The following is a 15,769-nucleotide window of genomic DNA, read 5'->3' on the forward strand; positions in this document are numbered from 1 at the left end:
ATTCTCGGCTCCCGCGCGCATCGCGGGGCATCGTTGCGAAGGCGCTAGCAGCCGTGAGTTGACGCGGCGTTAAGTACGCCTGCGCTACGCCCTGCCGCGTCATGCGCGTTCTCCATGTCCTCGATCACTCGCTTCCGCTCCACAGCGGCTATGCTTTCCGCACCCGCGCGATCATGCGCGCGCAGGCCGACGACGGGCTGGAGGTGCGCGGCATCACCGGGCCGCGTCACAGTGCCGACGGCCCGGCGGACGAGACCTGCGAGGGCCTGCGCTTCCATCGGACCACCGCCGCTGTGGCCGGGCCGCCGCTGCTGCACGAGTGGCGCGAAGTGCGCGCCCAGGCAGACGCGATCGAACGTCTGGCGCGCGACTGGCGACCCGATGTGCTTCACGCCCACTCGCCCGCGCTCGCCGGACTGGCCGCGATTCGCGCAGGGCGCGCACTCGGCCTGCCGGTGGTCTACGAGATTCGCGCCTTCTGGGAGGATGCGGCGGTCGGCAACGGGACGGGCACCGAAGGCTCGCTCAAATACCGGCTGACCCGCATGCTCGAGAATCGGGTCGTCGCGCGGGCCGATGCGGTGTTCACGATCTGCGAGGGCCTGCGGGACGATCTCGTCACGCGCGGCTTCGCTCCTGAGAAGATCGGCCTTTCGCCCAATGCGGTCGACCTGACGCAGTTCGGCACGCCGGTCGCGCGCGACCCCGCGCTCGCCGCGCGAATCGGCCTTGGCGATGGTCCGGTGATCGGGTTCATCGGCAGCTTCTATCCCTACGAGGGGCTGGATGATCTGATCGCCGCCCTGCCCCTGCTGCGCGCGCGGCATCCGCAGGCGCAGCTCCTGCTGGTCGGCGGCGGGCAGGACGACGCGGCATTGCGCGCGCAGGCCGCCGCCTCGCCCGCATCCGACGGCATCGTCTTCACCGGCCGCGTCCCGCACGACGAGGTCGAGAATTACTACAGCCTGATCGATGTGCTCGCCTATCCGCGCAAGCGCAGCCGCCTGACCGATCTGGTGACGCCGCTTAAACCGCTCGAAGCGATGGCGCAGGGGCGAATCGTCGCCGCGTCCGATGTCGGCGGCCATGGCGAGTTGATCGCCGATGGCGAGACCGGCGTACTGTTCCCCGCCGACGATTCGCAGGGTATGGCGGGGGCGCTGGCGGACATGCTGGATGCGCGCGGCGCATGGCCGGCCATGCGCGAACGCGCGCACACCTTCATCGCGGCGACGCGCGACTGGTCGATCAACAGCCGCCGTTATGAAGAGGTTTACCATCGCCTGTTAGGCAGGCCGATGGATCGGTCGCCCGGAAGCGAGGCGTGGATGAGGCCGCATGCGCGCATCCATGCCCGCCAGGGTGGTCAGTGATGAAGGAAGGGCCCGTGGCCGAGAACGAATATGCAACACGAGAGGCGGAGCCGCAGTCTGGCGGGCTGACGTCCAGCCCCGTGTTCCCCGCGCTTGTCGCCTTGTGGTTTGCCGCGCTGTTCGGCGGGGGCTGCCTGTTCCTGCCGCAGATCGTGTTCGACGCGGCCCTGGGCGAAAGCTCGCCCCTGGGGGCCAATACCCGCATCATCGCGGCGCTGGTCGCCGCCGGGATCGGCCTTGTCCTCGGGCTGTTCATCGCCAGCCGCGTGCGAAGCGATCTGCCGGAGCGTGCCGCGTCCGAACGCGAGCCTGCGCCGAACAGGGAATTCCCCCAGGAGAAGACCCGCAAGAGGCGCATCGGCGGCAAGAGCAAGGACGATACGCGCCCGCCGCTCGACATTCGCTCGGCCCTTGGCCTGGGCCATCTGATCGACGACGACGACGAAGAAGAAGACGCGCACGCCGGTGACAGGCCCAAGCCCCATGCGGAAAACGACGACGAGTACACCTTGTCCGACGAACTTGTCGCCGATGACGATGTCGACGAGACGAGGCCGCCGATCGACGACCCCTATTTCGCTTCCGCCTGGAGCGATTCGGGCACCTATGACCTCAAGGAACTGGAGGTTACCCGGAAGCCGGAACCCGATGCGCGCTTCGCCCCTCGCCCGTTCGACGATCCGCACGCTGCAGGGAGCGAGTGGCAGTCCGGCGCGCCGCGCCAAACCGAAGCTCGGCCCGAAACCGGGCCGCAAACCGATTCGCACGACATTGCGCCGCCGCGCTACAATCCCTTCGCCGATTTCGTGAAAGAGGACGAGGAGCCGCAGGACCTACGCAGCTTCTCCCCGCGCGAAGCCGAAACACCGCCCGAAGCCGAGGAACCGCGCCAGCCCGCACGACCCCAGCAGCTCCCGCCGCTCGAAGGGTTCGAAGAACTGTCGCGCGCGATGCGGGCCGCCGCTGCCTCGCCCCCTCCGCCCGCCTGGCCGACACCGCGCGCCGAGGAGCCCGAGCTGACCGAACTGGGCGTCGCCGAACTGGTCGAGCGGCTGGCCCGCGCCCTGCAGGGCGAGGATGCCAGAGCCGAGGCGGAAATGCGGGCCGAGGCGCATGCGCCGTTCTCCGGGGTGCCGCGGCGGACCGGCGATTTTCGCTACGAGTCGGCGCTGGCCTCCAGACCCGCTCCGCCGGTCGATGTCGATCGGGCGCTTCGTCAGGCGCTCGAGCGATTGTCGCGCCTCGACGATGTGGCCTGACTAGTCCAGCCGCCAGTCCACCGGATCGCGGCCCGCCTGTTCCAGAAAGGCATTGGCCTTGCTGAACGGCTTCGAGCCGAAAAAGCCGCGATGGGCCGATAGCGGGCTCGGGTGCACGGAGCGGATGACGCAGTGGCGCGTCGGCGCATTCATCTGGGCGATTCGCGAAGCCTTTTTCTGCGCATGGCTGCCCCACAGGATGAACACCGCAGGCTCCTCGCGCTCCGCCACCGCCGCCACGCAGGCATCGGTGATCGCATCCCACCCGCGCCCGGCATGGCTGCCCGCCTGCCCCGCCTCGACCGTCAGCGAATTGTTCAGCAGCAGCACGCCCTGCCGTGCCCACGGCGTCAGGTCGCCGCTCGATGGCGGGGCGATCCCGCAGTCGTCCGCCAGTTCCTTGAAGATGTTCCTGAGCGACGGGGGGGGCCGCACGCCCTCGGGGACCGAGAAGCTCAGCCCCATTGCCTGGCCCGGCCCGTGATATGGGTCCTGCCCGAGAATAACGACCTTCACCCGGTCGAGCGGGGTCAGTTCGAGCGCGCGCAGGCGGCAGCCCTCGGGCGGATAGATCGCCTTGCCCGCGTCCGCTTCTGCGCGCAGGAAGCCCCCCAGCCGACGCGCCTCGGGGCTCGCCAGCACCGGCTCCAGCGTCGCGCGCCAGCTTTCGGGCAGGTCATTGGTCATCGCCCCACTGGCTATGCCGGGAAGGCCGGGCGCGCCAGACGCCCTTTCCCTCTTTCCCCAATCGGCCTAGGGCAGCGGGCAGATTCCGATGCCGGCCCGATAGCGGTTAGCCCCGCAGATTTTACCCACCAATCGAAGGTTCCTTAATGGCTGTCCATTTCCACGAAGAAGACCTGCCCGCAGGCGTCCTTGCCGAGGGGGCCGCAGTGGCCGTCGACACCGAAACGATGGGTCTCATCACCCATCGCGACCGGCTGTGTCTCGTCCAGATCAGCGACGGTCAGGGCGACGAGCATCTCGTCCGCTTCGGGGTGGGCAGCAGCTTCGATGCGCCCAACCTGAAGGCCGTGCTGGCCGATCCGGCGCGGGTGAAGCTGTACCACTTCGCACGCTTCGATCTCGCCGCGATCGAGTTCTGGCTGGGCGTCACCGCGGCGCCGGTGTTCTGCACCAAGATCGCCAGCAAGCTGACCCGCACCTATACCGACCGCCACGGCCTGAAGATGCTGGTCAACGAACTGCTGGGCGAGGATATTTCGAAGCAGCAGCAGAGTTCCGACTGGGGCGCGCCCAAAATCAACGATGCGCAGCGCGAATATGCCGCGTCGGACGTGCGCTATCTCCACCGCCTGCGCGACATCTTCGAGGAACGCCTGCTGCGCGAACAGCGTTTGGAAATCGCGCAGGCCTGTTTCGACTTCCTGCCGACCCGCGCCCGCCTGGACCTTGCCGGCTGGCCGAACGCGGACATCTTCAGCCACGAGTAGGCCGCACCGGCCTGGACCCGCTATGCATCACGATCCGGTGGAAGAGACGAAAGAGGCGCGCAACCAGCGCCGCGGGCGGGAGCGTCAGGCCGCGCCCGGCGGGTTTCACGATCGCCTGATCAAGATCCTGGCGATCGCCCTGCCGATGGCGACCGGCGCGATCGTCGCCTTCCTCGTCATCGCGCCTTTCTCGCCACGCAGCGAAGTCTCCTTCATCCTCGACCGCGACAAGGTGGAGCAGGTCGACGAACGCCTGCGGATCGACAATGCGACCTATCGCGGATCGGACGAGAAGGGCCGGCCCTTCTCGCTCGCCGCGAAGGCAGCGGTGCAGAGGTCGAGCGCGGAAGGGATCGTGCGGCTCGACGATGTGATCGCCCGCATCCTGCTGAGCGAAGGCCCCGCACAGATCGCGGCCGAGGGCGGCGCCTACGACATCGACGAGGAACTGCTGAACGTGCAGGGCCCGGTGATGCTGCGCGCCGCAGACGGCTATAACCTCGTCGCGCGCGGCGTGTCGGTCGACCTGCGCGAGCAATTGCTGGTCGGGAGCGAGGGCGTGTCGGGCGCGGTCCCCGCCGGAACCTTCTCTGCCGACAGCCTGAAGGTCGACCTTGAAAGCCGGACGATTACGCTTGACGGCAATGCGCGCCTGCGCATGGTGCCCGGCGCACTGGAGACCATGGAATGAGCCCGCGAAAGCGCCCCTTTTTGACCCGTGAGCATTATCGCCTCGCCGCGCGATCGGGCGTGGCGGGCTTTGCCCTCGCGATCTGTACGGTGGCCGGCCTCCACCTCAATGCGCAGGCCATCGCCGCGCATAATTCCAATGCCCCGGTCAACTACTCGGCCAACCGGATCGAGCTGCAGGACCGGCAGAACCGGGTCGTCCTGTCGGGCAATGTGGTGATCGACCAGGCCAACCTGAAGATGACCGCCGGGCGCACGATCGTCGACTATTCGGATGCTGGCTCGCTCAGCATCCAGCGCATCTCGGCCACCGGCGGCGTCACCGTGACCCGCGGGAACGAGCGCGCGCAGGGCAATGTCGCCGTGTACGATTTCAACCGCCGGGTCATCACCATGACCGGCAACGTCCGGCTGCGGCGCGGTTCGGACACGCTCAATGGCGGACGGCTGACGATCGACCTGCGCACGGGTCTTTCCAGCGTAGACGGTTCCGGCGGAAATTCGCAGGACGGTGGCCGCGTGACGGGTTCGTTCTCCGTACCCGAAGACTGATTCTAGCTTTGCTGCGGCGCCAGCCGTATCGAACTAGCGCGAAGCCGCGCGCGCGATCCACGCGATTTCCTGGCTGAGGAGCAATTCGGCCTGCTGGCTGTTGGCGAGCAGCGCCTGATGCAGCACGGTGAGGCGCGAGACCAGCCGGTCGAGCCGCCGCCCGCGCCAGATGCGCAATTGCTCCGACAGGTCGCGCTCGTCCTTGAAGAAGATCCGCCGCGCGCGCTTTTGCGCCTCGACGAAGCTGGCGACATCCTCCCCCGGACGCATCCGTGCCGAAAGCTGCGCCAGCTGAGCGGCCCTGCGCTCGAACGCCAGCGCCACGCCGACGGGATTGAGCGACAGCGTATGCAGCCGCGCCAGTTCGCCCGGCAGGCGTTTCGCATGGCCGCCCAGCGCGGCGTTGACCAGCGGCATGAAGCCGTCCTCCTCGCTCGTCGCGCCGATCGCATCCCAGGCGGCGAGGTCTGCCGTCCTGGGCGAATCGGGCGCGGCATCGAGGTACAGCGCCAGCTTTTCCACCTCGGCCTCGGCCAGTCGCCGGTCGAGGCCCGAGGCGCGGGCGATCCGCTGCGCGAGATCCCCGCCGAGCCGCAGCCCGCTGCGATCGGCGAGATCGCGCACGGTCTCCGCCATGTCGCGCAGGTTGGGCGGGTAGAACATGGCGATCAGCGTGCCATCAGCAGCCGCGACCAGCTTGGCCGTGCGCGACTTGTCGGTCGCGCTGCTCGCCACGATCAGCACGGGGCACGCCTCCCCCTCTGCCTCCAGATGCAGCTTGAGCGCATCATGCGCCTCCTCGCCGGTGGCACGCACAAGGATGTGGCGCGCGTCGCCGAAGAGGGAGGAAGAGCGCGCCTCATCGGCGAGGCGCACGGGATCGCGGCGCAGCTCTGCGCCTGCCATGTCGATCCGTTCGCCGGGATTCTCCATCCCGGCCACGATCTGCGCGGCAGCGGCGGACGCGGCGCTTTCGTCCGGCCCGCAGAAGAAGAAAGTATGGCATTCGCGCGCGGCCTGCGCGGCCATGCGACCGAAGCTGTTCTGGTTGGCCTTGAAGGACTGGCGCCGGGCCATCGGCTCAGTTGGACTGGCGCAGCGCCAGCGAGACCCGCGTGACGATCTGGTCGGCGACCACCTCTGCCAGCCGCTCCACCGCCGCGCGCTCCGCCGCGATGGTCGCGTAATCGCTGGAGACCACGTCGATCCCCGCATCCGAACCGGCGGTCGCGTCGAGCACGATCGCCCCGCTGGACAGGTCGACCAGCTGGTAGCGCGCGCGCAGGATGCGCCGTTCGCGGGTGACCGTCTCGTCGCTCAGCAGGCCGAGGCTTTCGAGGCTTTCGTCGAGCTGGACGTCGAGGCGGTAGCGCGGCGTCGCGTCGCTTTCGCGCAGGGCCACCCGGTCTTCCAGCGCGGTTGCGAGCAGCCAGCCGCTGCGCCCTTCGATCGGCGCGATGTCGACCGCCGCGAGGTCCGTCAGCGCGCCATTGCCGCTCGCCCCGGCGTAGATCGGCTGCAGCCCGCAGGCGGACAGGGTGCACGCGGCAAGGAGGGCGAGAGCGAATCGCATCAGGTGACGATATTCACCAGCCGGTCCGGCACGACAATGACCTTGCGGATTGCCGCCCCGTCGAGGCTGCGCTGGACCTTCTCGCTCGCCAGCGCCATTTCCTCAAGCGCCTCCTTCGACGCGCCCTTGGGCGCGGTCAGCGTATCGCGCAGCTTGCCCTTGTGCTGGACCGCGATGGTGACCTCGTCCTCGACCAGCAGGGCCGGATCGTGTTCGGGCCAAGGCGCCTGCGCGATCAGGCCCTCACCGCCGGCGCGCGACCACGCCTCCTCGGCAAGGTGCGGCATCATCGGCGAGACGAGCTTGGTCAGTGCAAAGATCGCATCGCCGCGGTCCGCGCTCGGCTTCGCCTTCTCGATCGCGCCCGTCAGCTCGTACAAGCGCGCAACCGCCTTGTTGAACGAGAGCGCCTCGATATCCTGCGCCACCGCGACGATCGTCTTGTGCGTCTTGCGCCGCAGGTCGAGATCATCGCCCTGCGCATCGCCGGACGCTTCGGACACCAGCCGCCATACGCGCTGGACGAAGCGCGCGCAGCCCTCGATCCCGGCCTCGGACCACGGGAGGTCGCGCTCGGGCGGCGAATCGGACAGCATGAACCAGCGGACTGCGTCGGCCCCGTACTGGGCGATGATCGTGTCCGGATCGACGACGTTCTTCTTCGACTTGGACATCTTGATGACGCGGCCGATCTCGACCTCGCCGCCATCGTCCTTCAGCAGCGCGCGCTCGGCCTCGCGGCTGATTTCGTCGGGCGCGTAGTAAACCGTCTTGCCGCCGGTCTTGCGGCTGTAGGTCTCGTGCGTGACCATCCCTTGCGTGAACAGCGAGGCGAAGGGTTCCCGCACGTCGATCTGGCCGATCCGCGCGAGCGCGCGGGTCCAGAAGCGGGCGTAGAGCAGGTGCAGGATCGCGTGCTCGATCCCGCCGATATACTGTTCGACCGGCAGCCACTTGGCGACCTCTTCCGGGTCGAAGGGGCGGTCGTCGGGCTGGCTGGCAAAGCGCAGGAAGTACCAGCTCGAATCGACGAAGGTGTCGAGCGTGTCGGTCTCGCGCGTCGCCTTGCCGCCGCACCTGGGGCAGCCGACATGCTTCCACGTCGGGTGGCGCACCAGCGGGTTGCCCGGCGTCTTGAAGTCGACATCCTCGGGCAGCGTGACCGGCAGCTGGTCCTTGGGCACCGCCACGACGCCGCAGGCATCGCAATGGACGAAGGGGATCGGTGTGCCCCAGTAGCGCTGGCGCGAGACGCCCCAGTCGCGCAGGCGCCACACGGTCTTGCCTGTTCCCGATCCACTGCGTTCGAGGCGCTTGATCACTTCACGCTTGCCGTCTTCGACGCTCAGGCCATCAAGAAAGCCTGAATTGACCAAGATACCGTCGCCGCTCTCCGCTTCACCGGCCAGCGGCTTGTTGGAGTCATCGACGCTAGCCGCGACGACCCGACGAATAGGCAAGCTGTACTTGGTGGCAAATTCGAAATCGCGCTGGTCATGCGCTGGTACACCCATGACTGCACCGGTGCCGTAGTCCATCAGTACAAAGTTGGCGATATAAACTGGAAGCTTCATGCTGACGGCGAGCGGATTTTCGGCCACGAGGCCAGTGTCGAAGCCAAGCTTCTCCGCTGTCTCCAGCGCCGCAGCAGTTGTCGCACCCTTCTTGCATTGCTCAATGAAGGCGGCGGCCTCCGGGTTTTCACGTGCAACCGCCTGTGCCACCCAATGGTCCGTTGCCACTGCGACGAAGCTGGCACCGAAGATTGTGTCGGGCCGGGTCGTATAGACATCAATTTCGATGCCGTTCCCGCAATCGAGCATGAACTCGACGCCCCGGCTCTTGCCGATCCAGTTTTCCTGCATCAGCCGGACCTTGTCGGGCCACTTGTCGAGGCTGCCGAGCCCGTCGAGCAGTTCCTCGGCGAAGTCGGTGATCTTGAGGAACCACTGGGCGAGCTTGCGCTTCTCGATCTCTGCGCCCGAGCGCCAGCCCTTGCCGTCGATCACCTGTTCGTTGGCGAGCACGGTCTGGTCGACGGGGTCCCAGTTGACCTCGCTTTCCTTGCGGTAGACGAGGCCGGCTTCGTACAGGTCGATGAACAGCGCCTGCTCGTGCCCGTAATACTCGGGCTCGCAGGTCGCCAGCTCGCGGCTCCAGTCGAGCGCGAAGCCGAGGCGCTTCAACTGCGCCTTCATCGATTCGATGTTGGCGCGCGTCCACTTGCCGGGATGGACGCCCTTTTCCATCGCCGCATTTTCCGCGGGCATGCCGAAGGCGTCCCAGCCCATCGGGTGGAGCACTTCGTGCCCGCGCATCTTCTTGTAGCGCGCGAGCACGTCGCCCATCGTGTAGTTGCGCACGTGGCCGATGTGGATCCGCCCCGAGGGGTAGGGAAACATCTCCAGCACGTAGCTTTTGGGCCGGTCGCTGCCGCTGTCGGCGCTAAAGCACTGCGCCTCGTCCCATGCTGCCTGCCAGCGCCCGTCTGCTTGGGACGGGTCGAAGCGCGTATCGTTCATGCTCGGGTCTTTCCGATCGACGGACCGGTTCAGTTGGAGATCGTCTGGCGACGCAGTTCGCGTGCCTTGGTGAGGATGATGTCTTCCAGCTTCTGGACGGTCGCGGCCTGCACCGGCGCATCGACCCAGTTGCCGTTCTGGTTCACCTGGCGGCTGGCGGCGACCCGCAGCGCGTCGGCGCGCAGATCCTGATCGAGGATCGAAATCGTCAGCTTCACGCGTTCACCCGGATTTTCGGGGTTCGCATACCAGTCGGTCACGATCACGCCGCCCGCGCTGTCCGCCTGCAGCAGCGGCGCGAAGCTGACCGCTTCGAGGCTGGCGCGCCACAGGTAGGAATTGACGCCGATGGTGGTCACCTGGCTGGCGGCGGCATCGGCATTGGGGAGGTCGTTGCCGGACGAGCAGGCCGACAGCGCGGCACATGTGCCCAGCAGGCTGGCGGAAACAATCGTGAGGCGGCGCTTGATCATCGTGGCTGGCTTTCCGTGTGAAAGATGCGAAGGAACCGGTCGGCAGACCGCGCATGTGGTTAAGCCTCTATCGCCGCGAACCGACCGCAGCAAGGGCGTGCCTGCCTTGGCCGCCAAGCTGGCGCTTGCCGGTGTATGCATCATGAACCCGCCGGTCCGGCAACGCGCGCGGCCGATCTGGCGCGTGGCAAAGCAGGCGGCCAAGCAAGTGGGCCAAGCCCGTGAAATGTGTGCCACTTGCAACACCTTCACGCCAAGCGCCGCGCCCCCTTGTGGAAAAGCTGGCAAGGCCTGTCATAATTGCATAGCAATGGGATCGGCATAGGGGGCTGCACATTGGTTAGGTGCATCACCCGCATTCATCGGCCGTAATATTCGCGGCACTAGGGCTTAGGTATGAGCGACAAGACAGGGACAGGACTGCGCAAGCTGCTTGCCCCCGCCATCGGCGGGGCGATGGTGCTTGCGGCCGTGCCCTTCGCCGGAGTCGCGCTGGCCGAAGCCACCGCCCCCACGCTCGTGTCCGACATTGGCGCCGATGGCGCTTTCTTCACGCCCGCAACGGTCGACCCCGATCTCGCGCGCCGCGTGAGCGAACGCTACGCCGCCCGTCGCGAGACGATGCCGTTCACGCCTGCCACGGGCAAGACGCTGGCCAAGCGCACGGTGACCGTCGCGGTCCGCATGGATGACGACGCGGCCCGCGCGATCTCGATTCGCTCGGCGATCGATTCGGCCCGCAGCGAACCCGGCCGCCGCGATGTCGCGGTCGCCCCTTCGGCGTTCGATCTGGGCGTCGCGCGCGGATACCAGAGCTTCACCAAGCCGGCATCGGAACTGCCCAAGTCGGTTTCGCGCATCTCGATGCCCGACCTCGCCGAATTCCGCCCGTCTCAGGGCGCGAAGGAAGAGCCGAGCCGGTTCCAGCCCCGCATCTCGGTCGATCAGGAACGCACGCCGGGCCGCGCGCCGCGCACGCTCGAAGGGCGTGGCGACCGTCAGGTCGATCTGGGCGGTGCCTATCGCGTCTCGCGCAATCTCGACGTGACCGCCGGTGTCCGTCTGTCCGAAGAACAGGATCGGCTGACCCCGCTGACCGACGGCGCGGAAGACAGCCAGTCGGTCTATATTGGAACGCAACTGCGCTTCTGACCTGTCGGCTATCCCGACGACTTCCGCCAATCTCATTGTTCTAACGCGATAACTTGTGTTTTGCTTTGCCCGTGCCCGCGGTTGACGCTACGCCTTTCGCAATAGTGTCGAAAGAACGTGGGGAGAATGAGGATGGCACGTGTCGCAGTGGTGACGGGTGGAACGCGCGGTATCGGAGAGGCGATCAGCCTCGCGCTGAAAGAACAGGGCCGCACGGTCATCGCCAATTACGGCGGCAATGACGATCGGGCGAAGGAGTTTTCGACCCGTACCGGCATTCCCGCCATGAAATGGGATGTGGGCGATCACGAAGCATGCCTCGAACAGGTTTCGCGAATCACCGAGGAACACGGTCATGTCGAGATTCTGATCAATAATGCCGGGATCACCCGCGACGGAACGCTCGCCCGAATGAGCTTCGAGGACTGGAACGAGGTCATGCGCGTCAACCTCGGCGGGTGCTTCAACATGGCCAAGGCCTGCTTTCCCGGCATGCGCGAGGGCCACTGGGGCCGGATCGTCAATATCGGCTCGATCAACGGTCAGGCTGGCCAGTACGGCCAGGTGAACTACGCCGCCGCCAAATCGGGCATCCACGGCTTCACCAAGGCGCTGGCGCAGGAAGGCGCGCGCTACGGCATCACCGTGAACGCCATCGCGCCGGGCTATATCGACACCGACATGGTGGCGGCGGTGCCGGAAGAGGTCCTCGGCAAGATCGTCGCCAAGATCCCCGTCGGCCGGCTAGGCCAGGCGGACGAGATCGCGCGCGGCGTCGCCTTTCTCACCGCCGACGACGGCGCCTTCGTCACCGGATCGACGATGAGCATCAACGGCGGACAGCATATGTATTGAGGAGACCGGGGCGATGGCACTGCCGAAATGGATTTGGCGTAGCGCGCTATGTCTGTTCGCCCTCGCCCCGTCATCCGTGTCCGCTGCGGACGACTATGTCCTGTGGCTGGAATACGAAACCCATACCGAAAGCCTTGGCGAGTTCGGAGGCCGCAGCACCAGCAGCGGCCAACAGGGCCTCGTCGAACGGGTCATTGGCAAAAGCGAAGATGGGATAGAAATCGAATATTCGATCCCCGGCCCCGCCGAAGAGGTGCGCGGCACAGCAATGTGGATGTTCCCCGCGCGGATCGCGGTCGCGCCCGACGGTAGCAAGGCCCTTCTCAACGAAGCGGAGCTGTCCGCTCGACTCGCCGACTGGCTGGCGAGTGCCGAATGGTCGCGCGAGGTCTGTTCGCGCTGGCTGTTCACCTGGACGGCGGTGCAGATCGAGTGCAATCCTCATGCCGTAATCGAAGCGGTCGAAATGTTCGGCATGCGCCCCGGGCGGATCGCGGAAGGGGAACCGGTTGCGCTGATCGGTGCTGCCGGCGCCGCCACCTTGAAAAGGACCGGCTCACGAGACGGCCGGGCCGTGCTGTCCGCCAGCGCCGATATCGACCCGCAGGCAGTCCGCGACAGCGAGGTCGAGACGGCGCTCATGGTTGCAGAGATCATGGGAGAGACCCTCGCGCGCGAAACTGCGGTGAAGGAAACCGCGGGCATCGACGCCACCGGGATCGTTTCCATCGAATTCGAAGTCGACCAAGCCGGACTTGTGTGGAAGCGGGTCGAGAAGAACGAGCTGACGGTGACGGGCGGCGAACACGGAGGCGAAGCGAGGCAATCTTTGCGCACGATCACCCGTATTCCGTACGACCAATGGATCGAGCGCTTCGGTTCATGACCGCCAGCTACCATCCTCCCGTCAAACGCTCGGTCGAGATCGCCGGCCACAAGACCAGTATCACGCTGGAGCCGGTGTTCTGGGATATGCTGCGCGAACATGCGCGCGCGCTCGGTGTGCCGATCAACGCGGTCGTCGCGCGGATCGACGCCGCACGACTCGAGGCCGACGAACCCACGGGGCTCGCCAGCGCGATCCGGCAATATCTGGTGGAGGGGTTGAGGTCCGGGGACGGGGCATCGCCCACGCCCCCGGACCTCTGAAATCGGCTCAGTACTTTGCGGTCGCGTCGCTCGCCGGGAAGGTCTCGTCGAGCGCCTCGTCCGTGCTGCTCATCGTGTCGCCCTTGGTGGCGGTGGCAGCCGAGCCCGCATCGCGAACTGTGCCTTCCGGCTGGCCCTTGGCAAAAGCGACGCCGTTTTCGTCCTTGCGGTCCTTGTAAGCCTTGTAGCCCAGGTAACCGAGGCCACCGATAATTGCGGTACGAATCAGACCCATGTCACGTCTCCAGAAAAGTGTCGTTATCTGGCGAACGTGGGAGCGCAGCGTTAGGTCCTGAAAATCGTCGCTACTCGTCGCCGACCCGCTCGATCTGCGCGCCGATCGCCTGGAGCTTCTCCTCCAGCCGCTCGTAGCCGCGGTCGAGGTGGTAGATCCGGCGGATCTGCGATTCGCCCTTGGCGGCAAGCGCGGCGATCACGAGGCTCATCGAGGCGCGCAGGTCGGTCGCCATCACTTCCGCCCCCGTCAGCCCGGCCTGCCCCTTCACGATCGCCGTCCGGCCCGACACGTCGATATCCGCGCCCATGCGGGTCAGCTCGGGCACGTGCATGTAGCGGTTCTCGAAGATCGTCTCGGTCAGCACGCTGGTGCCTTCGGCCACCGTCAGCAGCGCCATCAGCTGGGCCTGCATGTCGGTCGCCAGGCCGGGGTACGGCGCGGTCGAGAGGTTCGCAGCCCGCAACTTTCCGTCTGCCGCGACGGTTACGCCCTTGGCATCGGTTTCGACATGGACGCCGATATTGCGCAGCGCATGCAGAGTGGCGGACATATCGTCCGCCTTCGCGCCTTCGAGCCGCGCTTCGCCGCCGGTTATCGCCGCCGCACAGGCATAGGAGCCCGCTTCGATCCGGTCGGCCATCACGCGATAGGTCGCGCCGTGGAGCCGCTTCACGCCGTGGATCACGAGGTCCGACTGGCCGATATTCTCGATCTCGGCCCCCATCGCGACCAGCAGGTTGCACAGGTCGACGATTTCCGGCTCGCGCGCGGCGTTGCGCAGGATCGAGGTGCCATTGGCGAGCACCGCGGCCATCAGCGCATTCTCGGTCGCGCCGACCGAAACCACGGGGAAATCATATTCGCCGCCCGGCAGGCCGCCGTCGGGCGCGTGCGCGCGGACATAGCCCTGCGCCAGCTCGAGCTCCGCACCCAGCGCTTCGAGCGCGTTGAGGTGCAGGTCGATCGGGCGGTTGCCGATCGCACAGCCGCCGGGCTGCGAGACCGTGGCCACCCCGGCGCGGGCCAGCATCGGCCCCAGCACGAGGATCGAGGCGCGCATCTTGCGCACGAGATCGTAAGGCGCGGTGGTCGAGGTGAGGCGAGTCGCCTCGTAGGTCACGACCCGGCCGAAATCCTCCGGCCGCGTGCCCGCGATGTTCACCGCCACGCCGAACTGCGTCATCAGATGCTGGAAGCTGTCGATGTCCGCCAGCCGCGGCAGGTTGCGCAGCGTCAGCGGCTCGTCGGTCAGCAGCGCGCAGGGAATCAGCGTCAGTGCCGCGTTCTTGGCGCCGGAAATCGGGATGGTGCCGGAGAGCCGTTGCCCGCCGATAATGCTCAGTTTGTCCATTCGACGGGGGTTTAGCGCTCGCACCGCGCAACACAAGCCGCCGTCGCACCCCGGCCCGTCCTTAAATCGCGGCGCGGCCTGCATTTTCCCGTGCCATTGACCGATCGGCGCGCTGACCTCATACCTTGTAGCCATGGCGCAAAAACCGATCCGCAAAGCCGTCTTCCCCGTCGCGGGGCTGGGCACCCGCTTTCTCCCGGCGACGAAGGCCATTCCCAAGGAAATGCTGGCGATCGTGGACCGCCCGCTGATCCAGTACGCGGTGGACGAGGCGCGCGAGGCGGGGATCGAGCAGATGATCTTCGTCACCGGACGCGGCAAGACCGCAATCGTCGAGCATTTCGATGTCGCCTTCGAACTCGAACGCACGATGACCGAGCGCGGCAAGGACCTCTCGATCCTCGATCCGACCCGCGCGACGCCGGGCGACATCATCACCGTCCGCCAGCAGGAGCCGATGGGCCTCGGCCATGCGATCTGGTGCGCGCGCGCGATCGTGGGCGACGATCCCTTCGCGATCTTCCTCCCCGACGAATTGATGATCGGGCGGGAGGGCAGCACGGGCTGCATGAAGCAGATGGTGGATGCCTACGAACAGGTCGGCGGCAACCTGATCAGCGTGCTCGAAGTCCCGGAAGAAAGCGTCTCGAGCTACGGCGTGATCGCGCCGGGCGAAGAGAAGAGCGACACGCTGACCGAGGTCACGGGCCTGGTCGAAAAGCCCCCCGTGGCCGAAGCGCCGTCGAACAAGATCATCTCGGGCCGCTACATTCTCCAGCCCGAAGTGATGCGGGTGCTGGAAACGCAGGGCAAGGGCGCGGGCGGCGAAATCCAGCTGACCGATGCGATGGCGCAGATGATCGGCAACCAGCCGTTCCACGCTGTCACCTTCGACGGCGCACGCTACGACTGCGGCAGCAAGACCGGCTTCGTCGAGGCCACGCTGGCCCTCGCGCTCGAGCGTCCGGACATGGGCGACGAGGTCCGCGCGATGGCGGAGCGTCTGCTCAAGGCGTAGGACTTGGCTCGAAGCCGCGGGAGGACGGCGATTTTCCTACTCCCGGGCGCTTTGCTAGGGCGCGATCGGCTCTTTCACACCGTCGATCATGCTACCCCGCGACCTGCGAG

Annotated in this window: 17 protein-coding genes; 10 read left to right on the forward strand and 7 right to left on the reverse strand. The window is 66.8% G+C overall.

The genetic code is table 11. The features are described 5' to 3' along the window. Positions 1 to 101 precede the first annotated feature (101 nt). Together ACYQ0L_RS06490 and ACYQ0L_RS06495 are read left to right on the forward strand one after the other, a co-directional pair. Positions 102 to 1,373, forward strand: a complete 1,272-nt coding sequence (locus ACYQ0L_RS06490; RefSeq protein ID WP_459788220.1) for a TIGR04063 family PEP-CTERM/XrtA system glycosyltransferase — start codon at positions 102 to 104, stop codon at positions 1,371 to 1,373. Continuing rightward, positions 1,373 to 2,632: a hypothetical protein gene (locus tag ACYQ0L_RS06495; protein ID WP_459788221.1), complete on the forward strand. Its 1,260-nt coding sequence runs from the start codon at positions 1,373 to 1,375 to the stop codon at positions 2,630 to 2,632. The genes ACYQ0L_RS06490 and ACYQ0L_RS06495 overlap by 1 nt, the downstream gene beginning before the upstream one ends. Here the strand turns inward: ACYQ0L_RS06495 and ung are convergent, their stop codons facing one another. Continuing rightward, on the reverse strand, positions 2,633 to 3,319 hold the full coding sequence (ung, locus tag ACYQ0L_RS06500; protein WP_459788222.1) for a uracil-DNA glycosylase: 687 nt from the start codon (positions 3,317 to 3,319) through the stop codon (positions 2,633 to 2,635). Positions 3,320 to 3,465: 146 nt separating this feature from the next. On the opposite strand from ung, the gene ACYQ0L_RS06505 reads away from it, so the two are divergent. The 3 genes from ACYQ0L_RS06505 to ACYQ0L_RS06515 are packed head-to-tail and all read left to right on the forward strand — an operon-like array spanning position 3,466 to position 5,328. Beyond that, the gene (locus ACYQ0L_RS06505; RefSeq protein WP_459788223.1) at positions 3,466 to 4,086 is read left to right on the forward strand and encodes a ribonuclease D; all 621 of its coding nucleotides are present in this window, start codon (positions 3,466 to 3,468) and stop codon (positions 4,084 to 4,086) included. A 22-nt stretch (positions 4,087 to 4,108) separates the two neighbouring features. After that, positions 4,109 to 4,777: an LPS export ABC transporter periplasmic protein LptC gene (gene lptC, locus ACYQ0L_RS06510; protein WP_459788224.1), complete on the forward strand. Its 669-nt coding sequence runs from the start codon at positions 4,109 to 4,111 to the stop codon at positions 4,775 to 4,777. Continuing rightward, positions 4,774 to 5,328 carry an LptA/OstA family protein gene (locus ACYQ0L_RS06515; RefSeq protein WP_459788225.1) on the forward strand — a complete coding sequence of 185 codons (555 nt, stop codon included), beginning with the start codon at positions 4,774 to 4,776 and terminating at the stop codon, positions 5,326 to 5,328. The genes lptC and ACYQ0L_RS06515 overlap by 4 nt, the downstream gene beginning before the upstream one ends. A gap of 33 nt (positions 5,329 to 5,361) precedes the next feature. On the opposite strand, the gene ACYQ0L_RS06520 is transcribed toward ACYQ0L_RS06515, so the two are convergent. The 4 genes from ACYQ0L_RS06520 to ACYQ0L_RS06535 are packed head-to-tail and all read right to left on the reverse strand — an operon-like array spanning position 5,362 to position 9,896. Then, a complete protein-coding gene (locus ACYQ0L_RS06520; protein ID WP_459788226.1) occupies positions 5,362 to 6,405 on the reverse strand; it encodes a DNA polymerase III subunit delta in 1,044 nt (347 codons plus the stop codon). Between the two features lie 4 nt (positions 6,406 to 6,409). Continuing rightward, positions 6,410 to 6,901 carry an LPS assembly lipoprotein LptE gene (lptE, locus tag ACYQ0L_RS06525; protein WP_459788227.1) on the reverse strand — a complete coding sequence of 164 codons (492 nt, stop codon included), beginning with the start codon at positions 6,899 to 6,901 and terminating at the stop codon, positions 6,410 to 6,412. Continuing rightward, positions 6,901 to 9,423, reverse strand: a complete 2,523-nt coding sequence (leuS, locus tag ACYQ0L_RS06530; RefSeq protein WP_459788228.1) for a leucine--tRNA ligase — start codon at positions 9,421 to 9,423, stop codon at positions 6,901 to 6,903. The genes lptE and leuS overlap by 1 nt, the downstream gene beginning before the upstream one ends. Before the next feature lie 29 nt (positions 9,424 to 9,452). Further along, a complete protein-coding gene (locus ACYQ0L_RS06535) occupies positions 9,453 to 9,896 on the reverse strand; it encodes a DUF3576 domain-containing protein (RefSeq protein ID WP_459788229.1) in 444 nt (147 codons plus the stop codon). A 396-nt stretch (positions 9,897 to 10,292) separates the two neighbouring features. Here ACYQ0L_RS06535 and ACYQ0L_RS06540 point away from each other — a divergent pair, with 396 nt between their 5' ends. From ACYQ0L_RS06540 to ACYQ0L_RS06555, 4 genes are all read left to right on the forward strand, one after another. Then, the gene (locus ACYQ0L_RS06540; RefSeq protein ID WP_459788231.1) at positions 10,293 to 11,048 is read left to right on the forward strand and encodes a hypothetical protein; all 756 of its coding nucleotides are present in this window, start codon (positions 10,293 to 10,295) and stop codon (positions 11,046 to 11,048) included. Between the two features lie 132 nt (positions 11,049 to 11,180). Continuing rightward, entirely contained in the window at positions 11,181 to 11,903 is a 723-nt protein-coding gene (gene phbB, locus ACYQ0L_RS06545; RefSeq protein WP_459788232.1) for an acetoacetyl-CoA reductase, read from the forward strand. A 13-nt stretch (positions 11,904 to 11,916) separates the two neighbouring features. Beyond that, positions 11,917 to 12,789 (forward strand): hypothetical protein, encoded by an 873-nt coding sequence (locus ACYQ0L_RS06550; RefSeq protein WP_459788233.1) that lies wholly within the window; start codon positions 11,917 to 11,919, stop codon positions 12,787 to 12,789. Further along, on the forward strand, positions 12,786 to 13,052 hold the full coding sequence (locus tag ACYQ0L_RS06555; RefSeq protein ID WP_459788234.1) for a ribbon-helix-helix domain-containing protein: 267 nt from the start codon (positions 12,786 to 12,788) through the stop codon (positions 13,050 to 13,052). Before ACYQ0L_RS06550 ends, ACYQ0L_RS06555 begins: the two co-directional genes overlap by 4 nt. A gap of 7 nt (positions 13,053 to 13,059) precedes the next feature. Here ACYQ0L_RS06555 and ACYQ0L_RS06560 read toward each other — a convergent pair whose 3' ends face one another. Together ACYQ0L_RS06560 and murA are read right to left on the reverse strand one after the other, a co-directional pair. Next, positions 13,060 to 13,287: a hypothetical protein gene (locus ACYQ0L_RS06560; protein ID WP_459788235.1), complete on the reverse strand. Its 228-nt coding sequence runs from the start codon at positions 13,285 to 13,287 to the stop codon at positions 13,060 to 13,062. A 70-nt stretch (positions 13,288 to 13,357) separates the two neighbouring features. Beyond that, complete coding sequence (gene murA, locus ACYQ0L_RS06565) at positions 13,358 to 14,641, reverse strand: UDP-N-acetylglucosamine 1-carboxyvinyltransferase (RefSeq protein WP_459788236.1); 1,284 nt, start codon at positions 14,639 to 14,641, stop codon at positions 13,358 to 13,360. 133 nt (positions 14,642 to 14,774) lie between these two features. Here murA and ACYQ0L_RS06570 point away from each other — a divergent pair, with 133 nt between their 5' ends. Next, positions 14,775 to 15,659, forward strand: coding sequence for a UTP--glucose-1-phosphate uridylyltransferase (locus ACYQ0L_RS06570; RefSeq protein WP_459788237.1), 885 nt, complete (start codon positions 14,775 to 14,777; stop codon positions 15,657 to 15,659). Positions 15,660 to 15,769: the final 110 nt, after the last annotated feature.

Source organism: Alteriqipengyuania triglochinis, assembly GCF_054655655.1.

Excerpts from the sequence above, each read along its gene's own strand:
- ACYQ0L_RS06490 (WP_459788220.1), top strand. The coding sequence starts at position 102 with ATGCGCGTTCTCCATGTCCTCGATCACTCGCTTCCGCTCCACAGCGGC.
- ACYQ0L_RS06495 (WP_459788221.1), top strand. The coding sequence starts at position 1,373 with ATGAAGGAAGGGCCCGTGGCCGAGAACGAATATGCAACACGAGAGGCG.
- ung (WP_459788222.1), bottom strand. The coding sequence starts at position 3,319 with ATGACCAATGACCTGCCCGAAAGCTGGCGCGCGACGCTGGAGCCGGTG.
- ACYQ0L_RS06505 (WP_459788223.1), top strand. The coding sequence starts at position 3,466 with ATGGCTGTCCATTTCCACGAAGAAGACCTGCCCGCAGGCGTCCTTGCC.
- lptC (WP_459788224.1), top strand. The coding sequence starts at position 4,109 with ATGCATCACGATCCGGTGGAAGAGACGAAAGAGGCGCGCAACCAGCGC.
- ACYQ0L_RS06515 (WP_459788225.1), top strand. The coding sequence starts at position 4,774 with ATGAGCCCGCGAAAGCGCCCCTTTTTGACCCGTGAGCATTATCGCCTC.
- ACYQ0L_RS06520 (WP_459788226.1), bottom strand. The coding sequence starts at position 6,405 with ATGGCCCGGCGCCAGTCCTTCAAGGCCAACCAGAACAGCTTCGGTCGC.
- lptE (WP_459788227.1), bottom strand. The coding sequence starts at position 6,901 with ATGCGATTCGCTCTCGCCCTCCTTGCCGCGTGCACCCTGTCCGCCTGC.
- leuS (WP_459788228.1), bottom strand. The coding sequence starts at position 9,423 with ATGAACGATACGCGCTTCGACCCGTCCCAAGCAGACGGGCGCTGGCAG.
- ACYQ0L_RS06535 (WP_459788229.1), bottom strand. The coding sequence starts at position 9,896 with ATGATCAAGCGCCGCCTCACGATTGTTTCCGCCAGCCTGCTGGGCACA.
- ACYQ0L_RS06540 (WP_459788231.1), top strand. The coding sequence starts at position 10,293 with ATGAGCGACAAGACAGGGACAGGACTGCGCAAGCTGCTTGCCCCCGCC.
- phbB (WP_459788232.1), top strand. The coding sequence starts at position 11,181 with ATGGCACGTGTCGCAGTGGTGACGGGTGGAACGCGCGGTATCGGAGAG.
- ACYQ0L_RS06550 (WP_459788233.1), top strand. The coding sequence starts at position 11,917 with ATGGCACTGCCGAAATGGATTTGGCGTAGCGCGCTATGTCTGTTCGCC.
- ACYQ0L_RS06555 (WP_459788234.1), top strand. The coding sequence starts at position 12,786 with ATGACCGCCAGCTACCATCCTCCCGTCAAACGCTCGGTCGAGATCGCC.
- ACYQ0L_RS06560 (WP_459788235.1), bottom strand. The coding sequence starts at position 13,287 with ATGGGTCTGATTCGTACCGCAATTATCGGTGGCCTCGGTTACCTGGGC.
- murA (WP_459788236.1), bottom strand. The coding sequence starts at position 14,641 with ATGGACAAACTGAGCATTATCGGCGGGCAACGGCTCTCCGGCACCATC.
- ACYQ0L_RS06570 (WP_459788237.1), top strand. The coding sequence starts at position 14,775 with ATGGCGCAAAAACCGATCCGCAAAGCCGTCTTCCCCGTCGCGGGGCTG.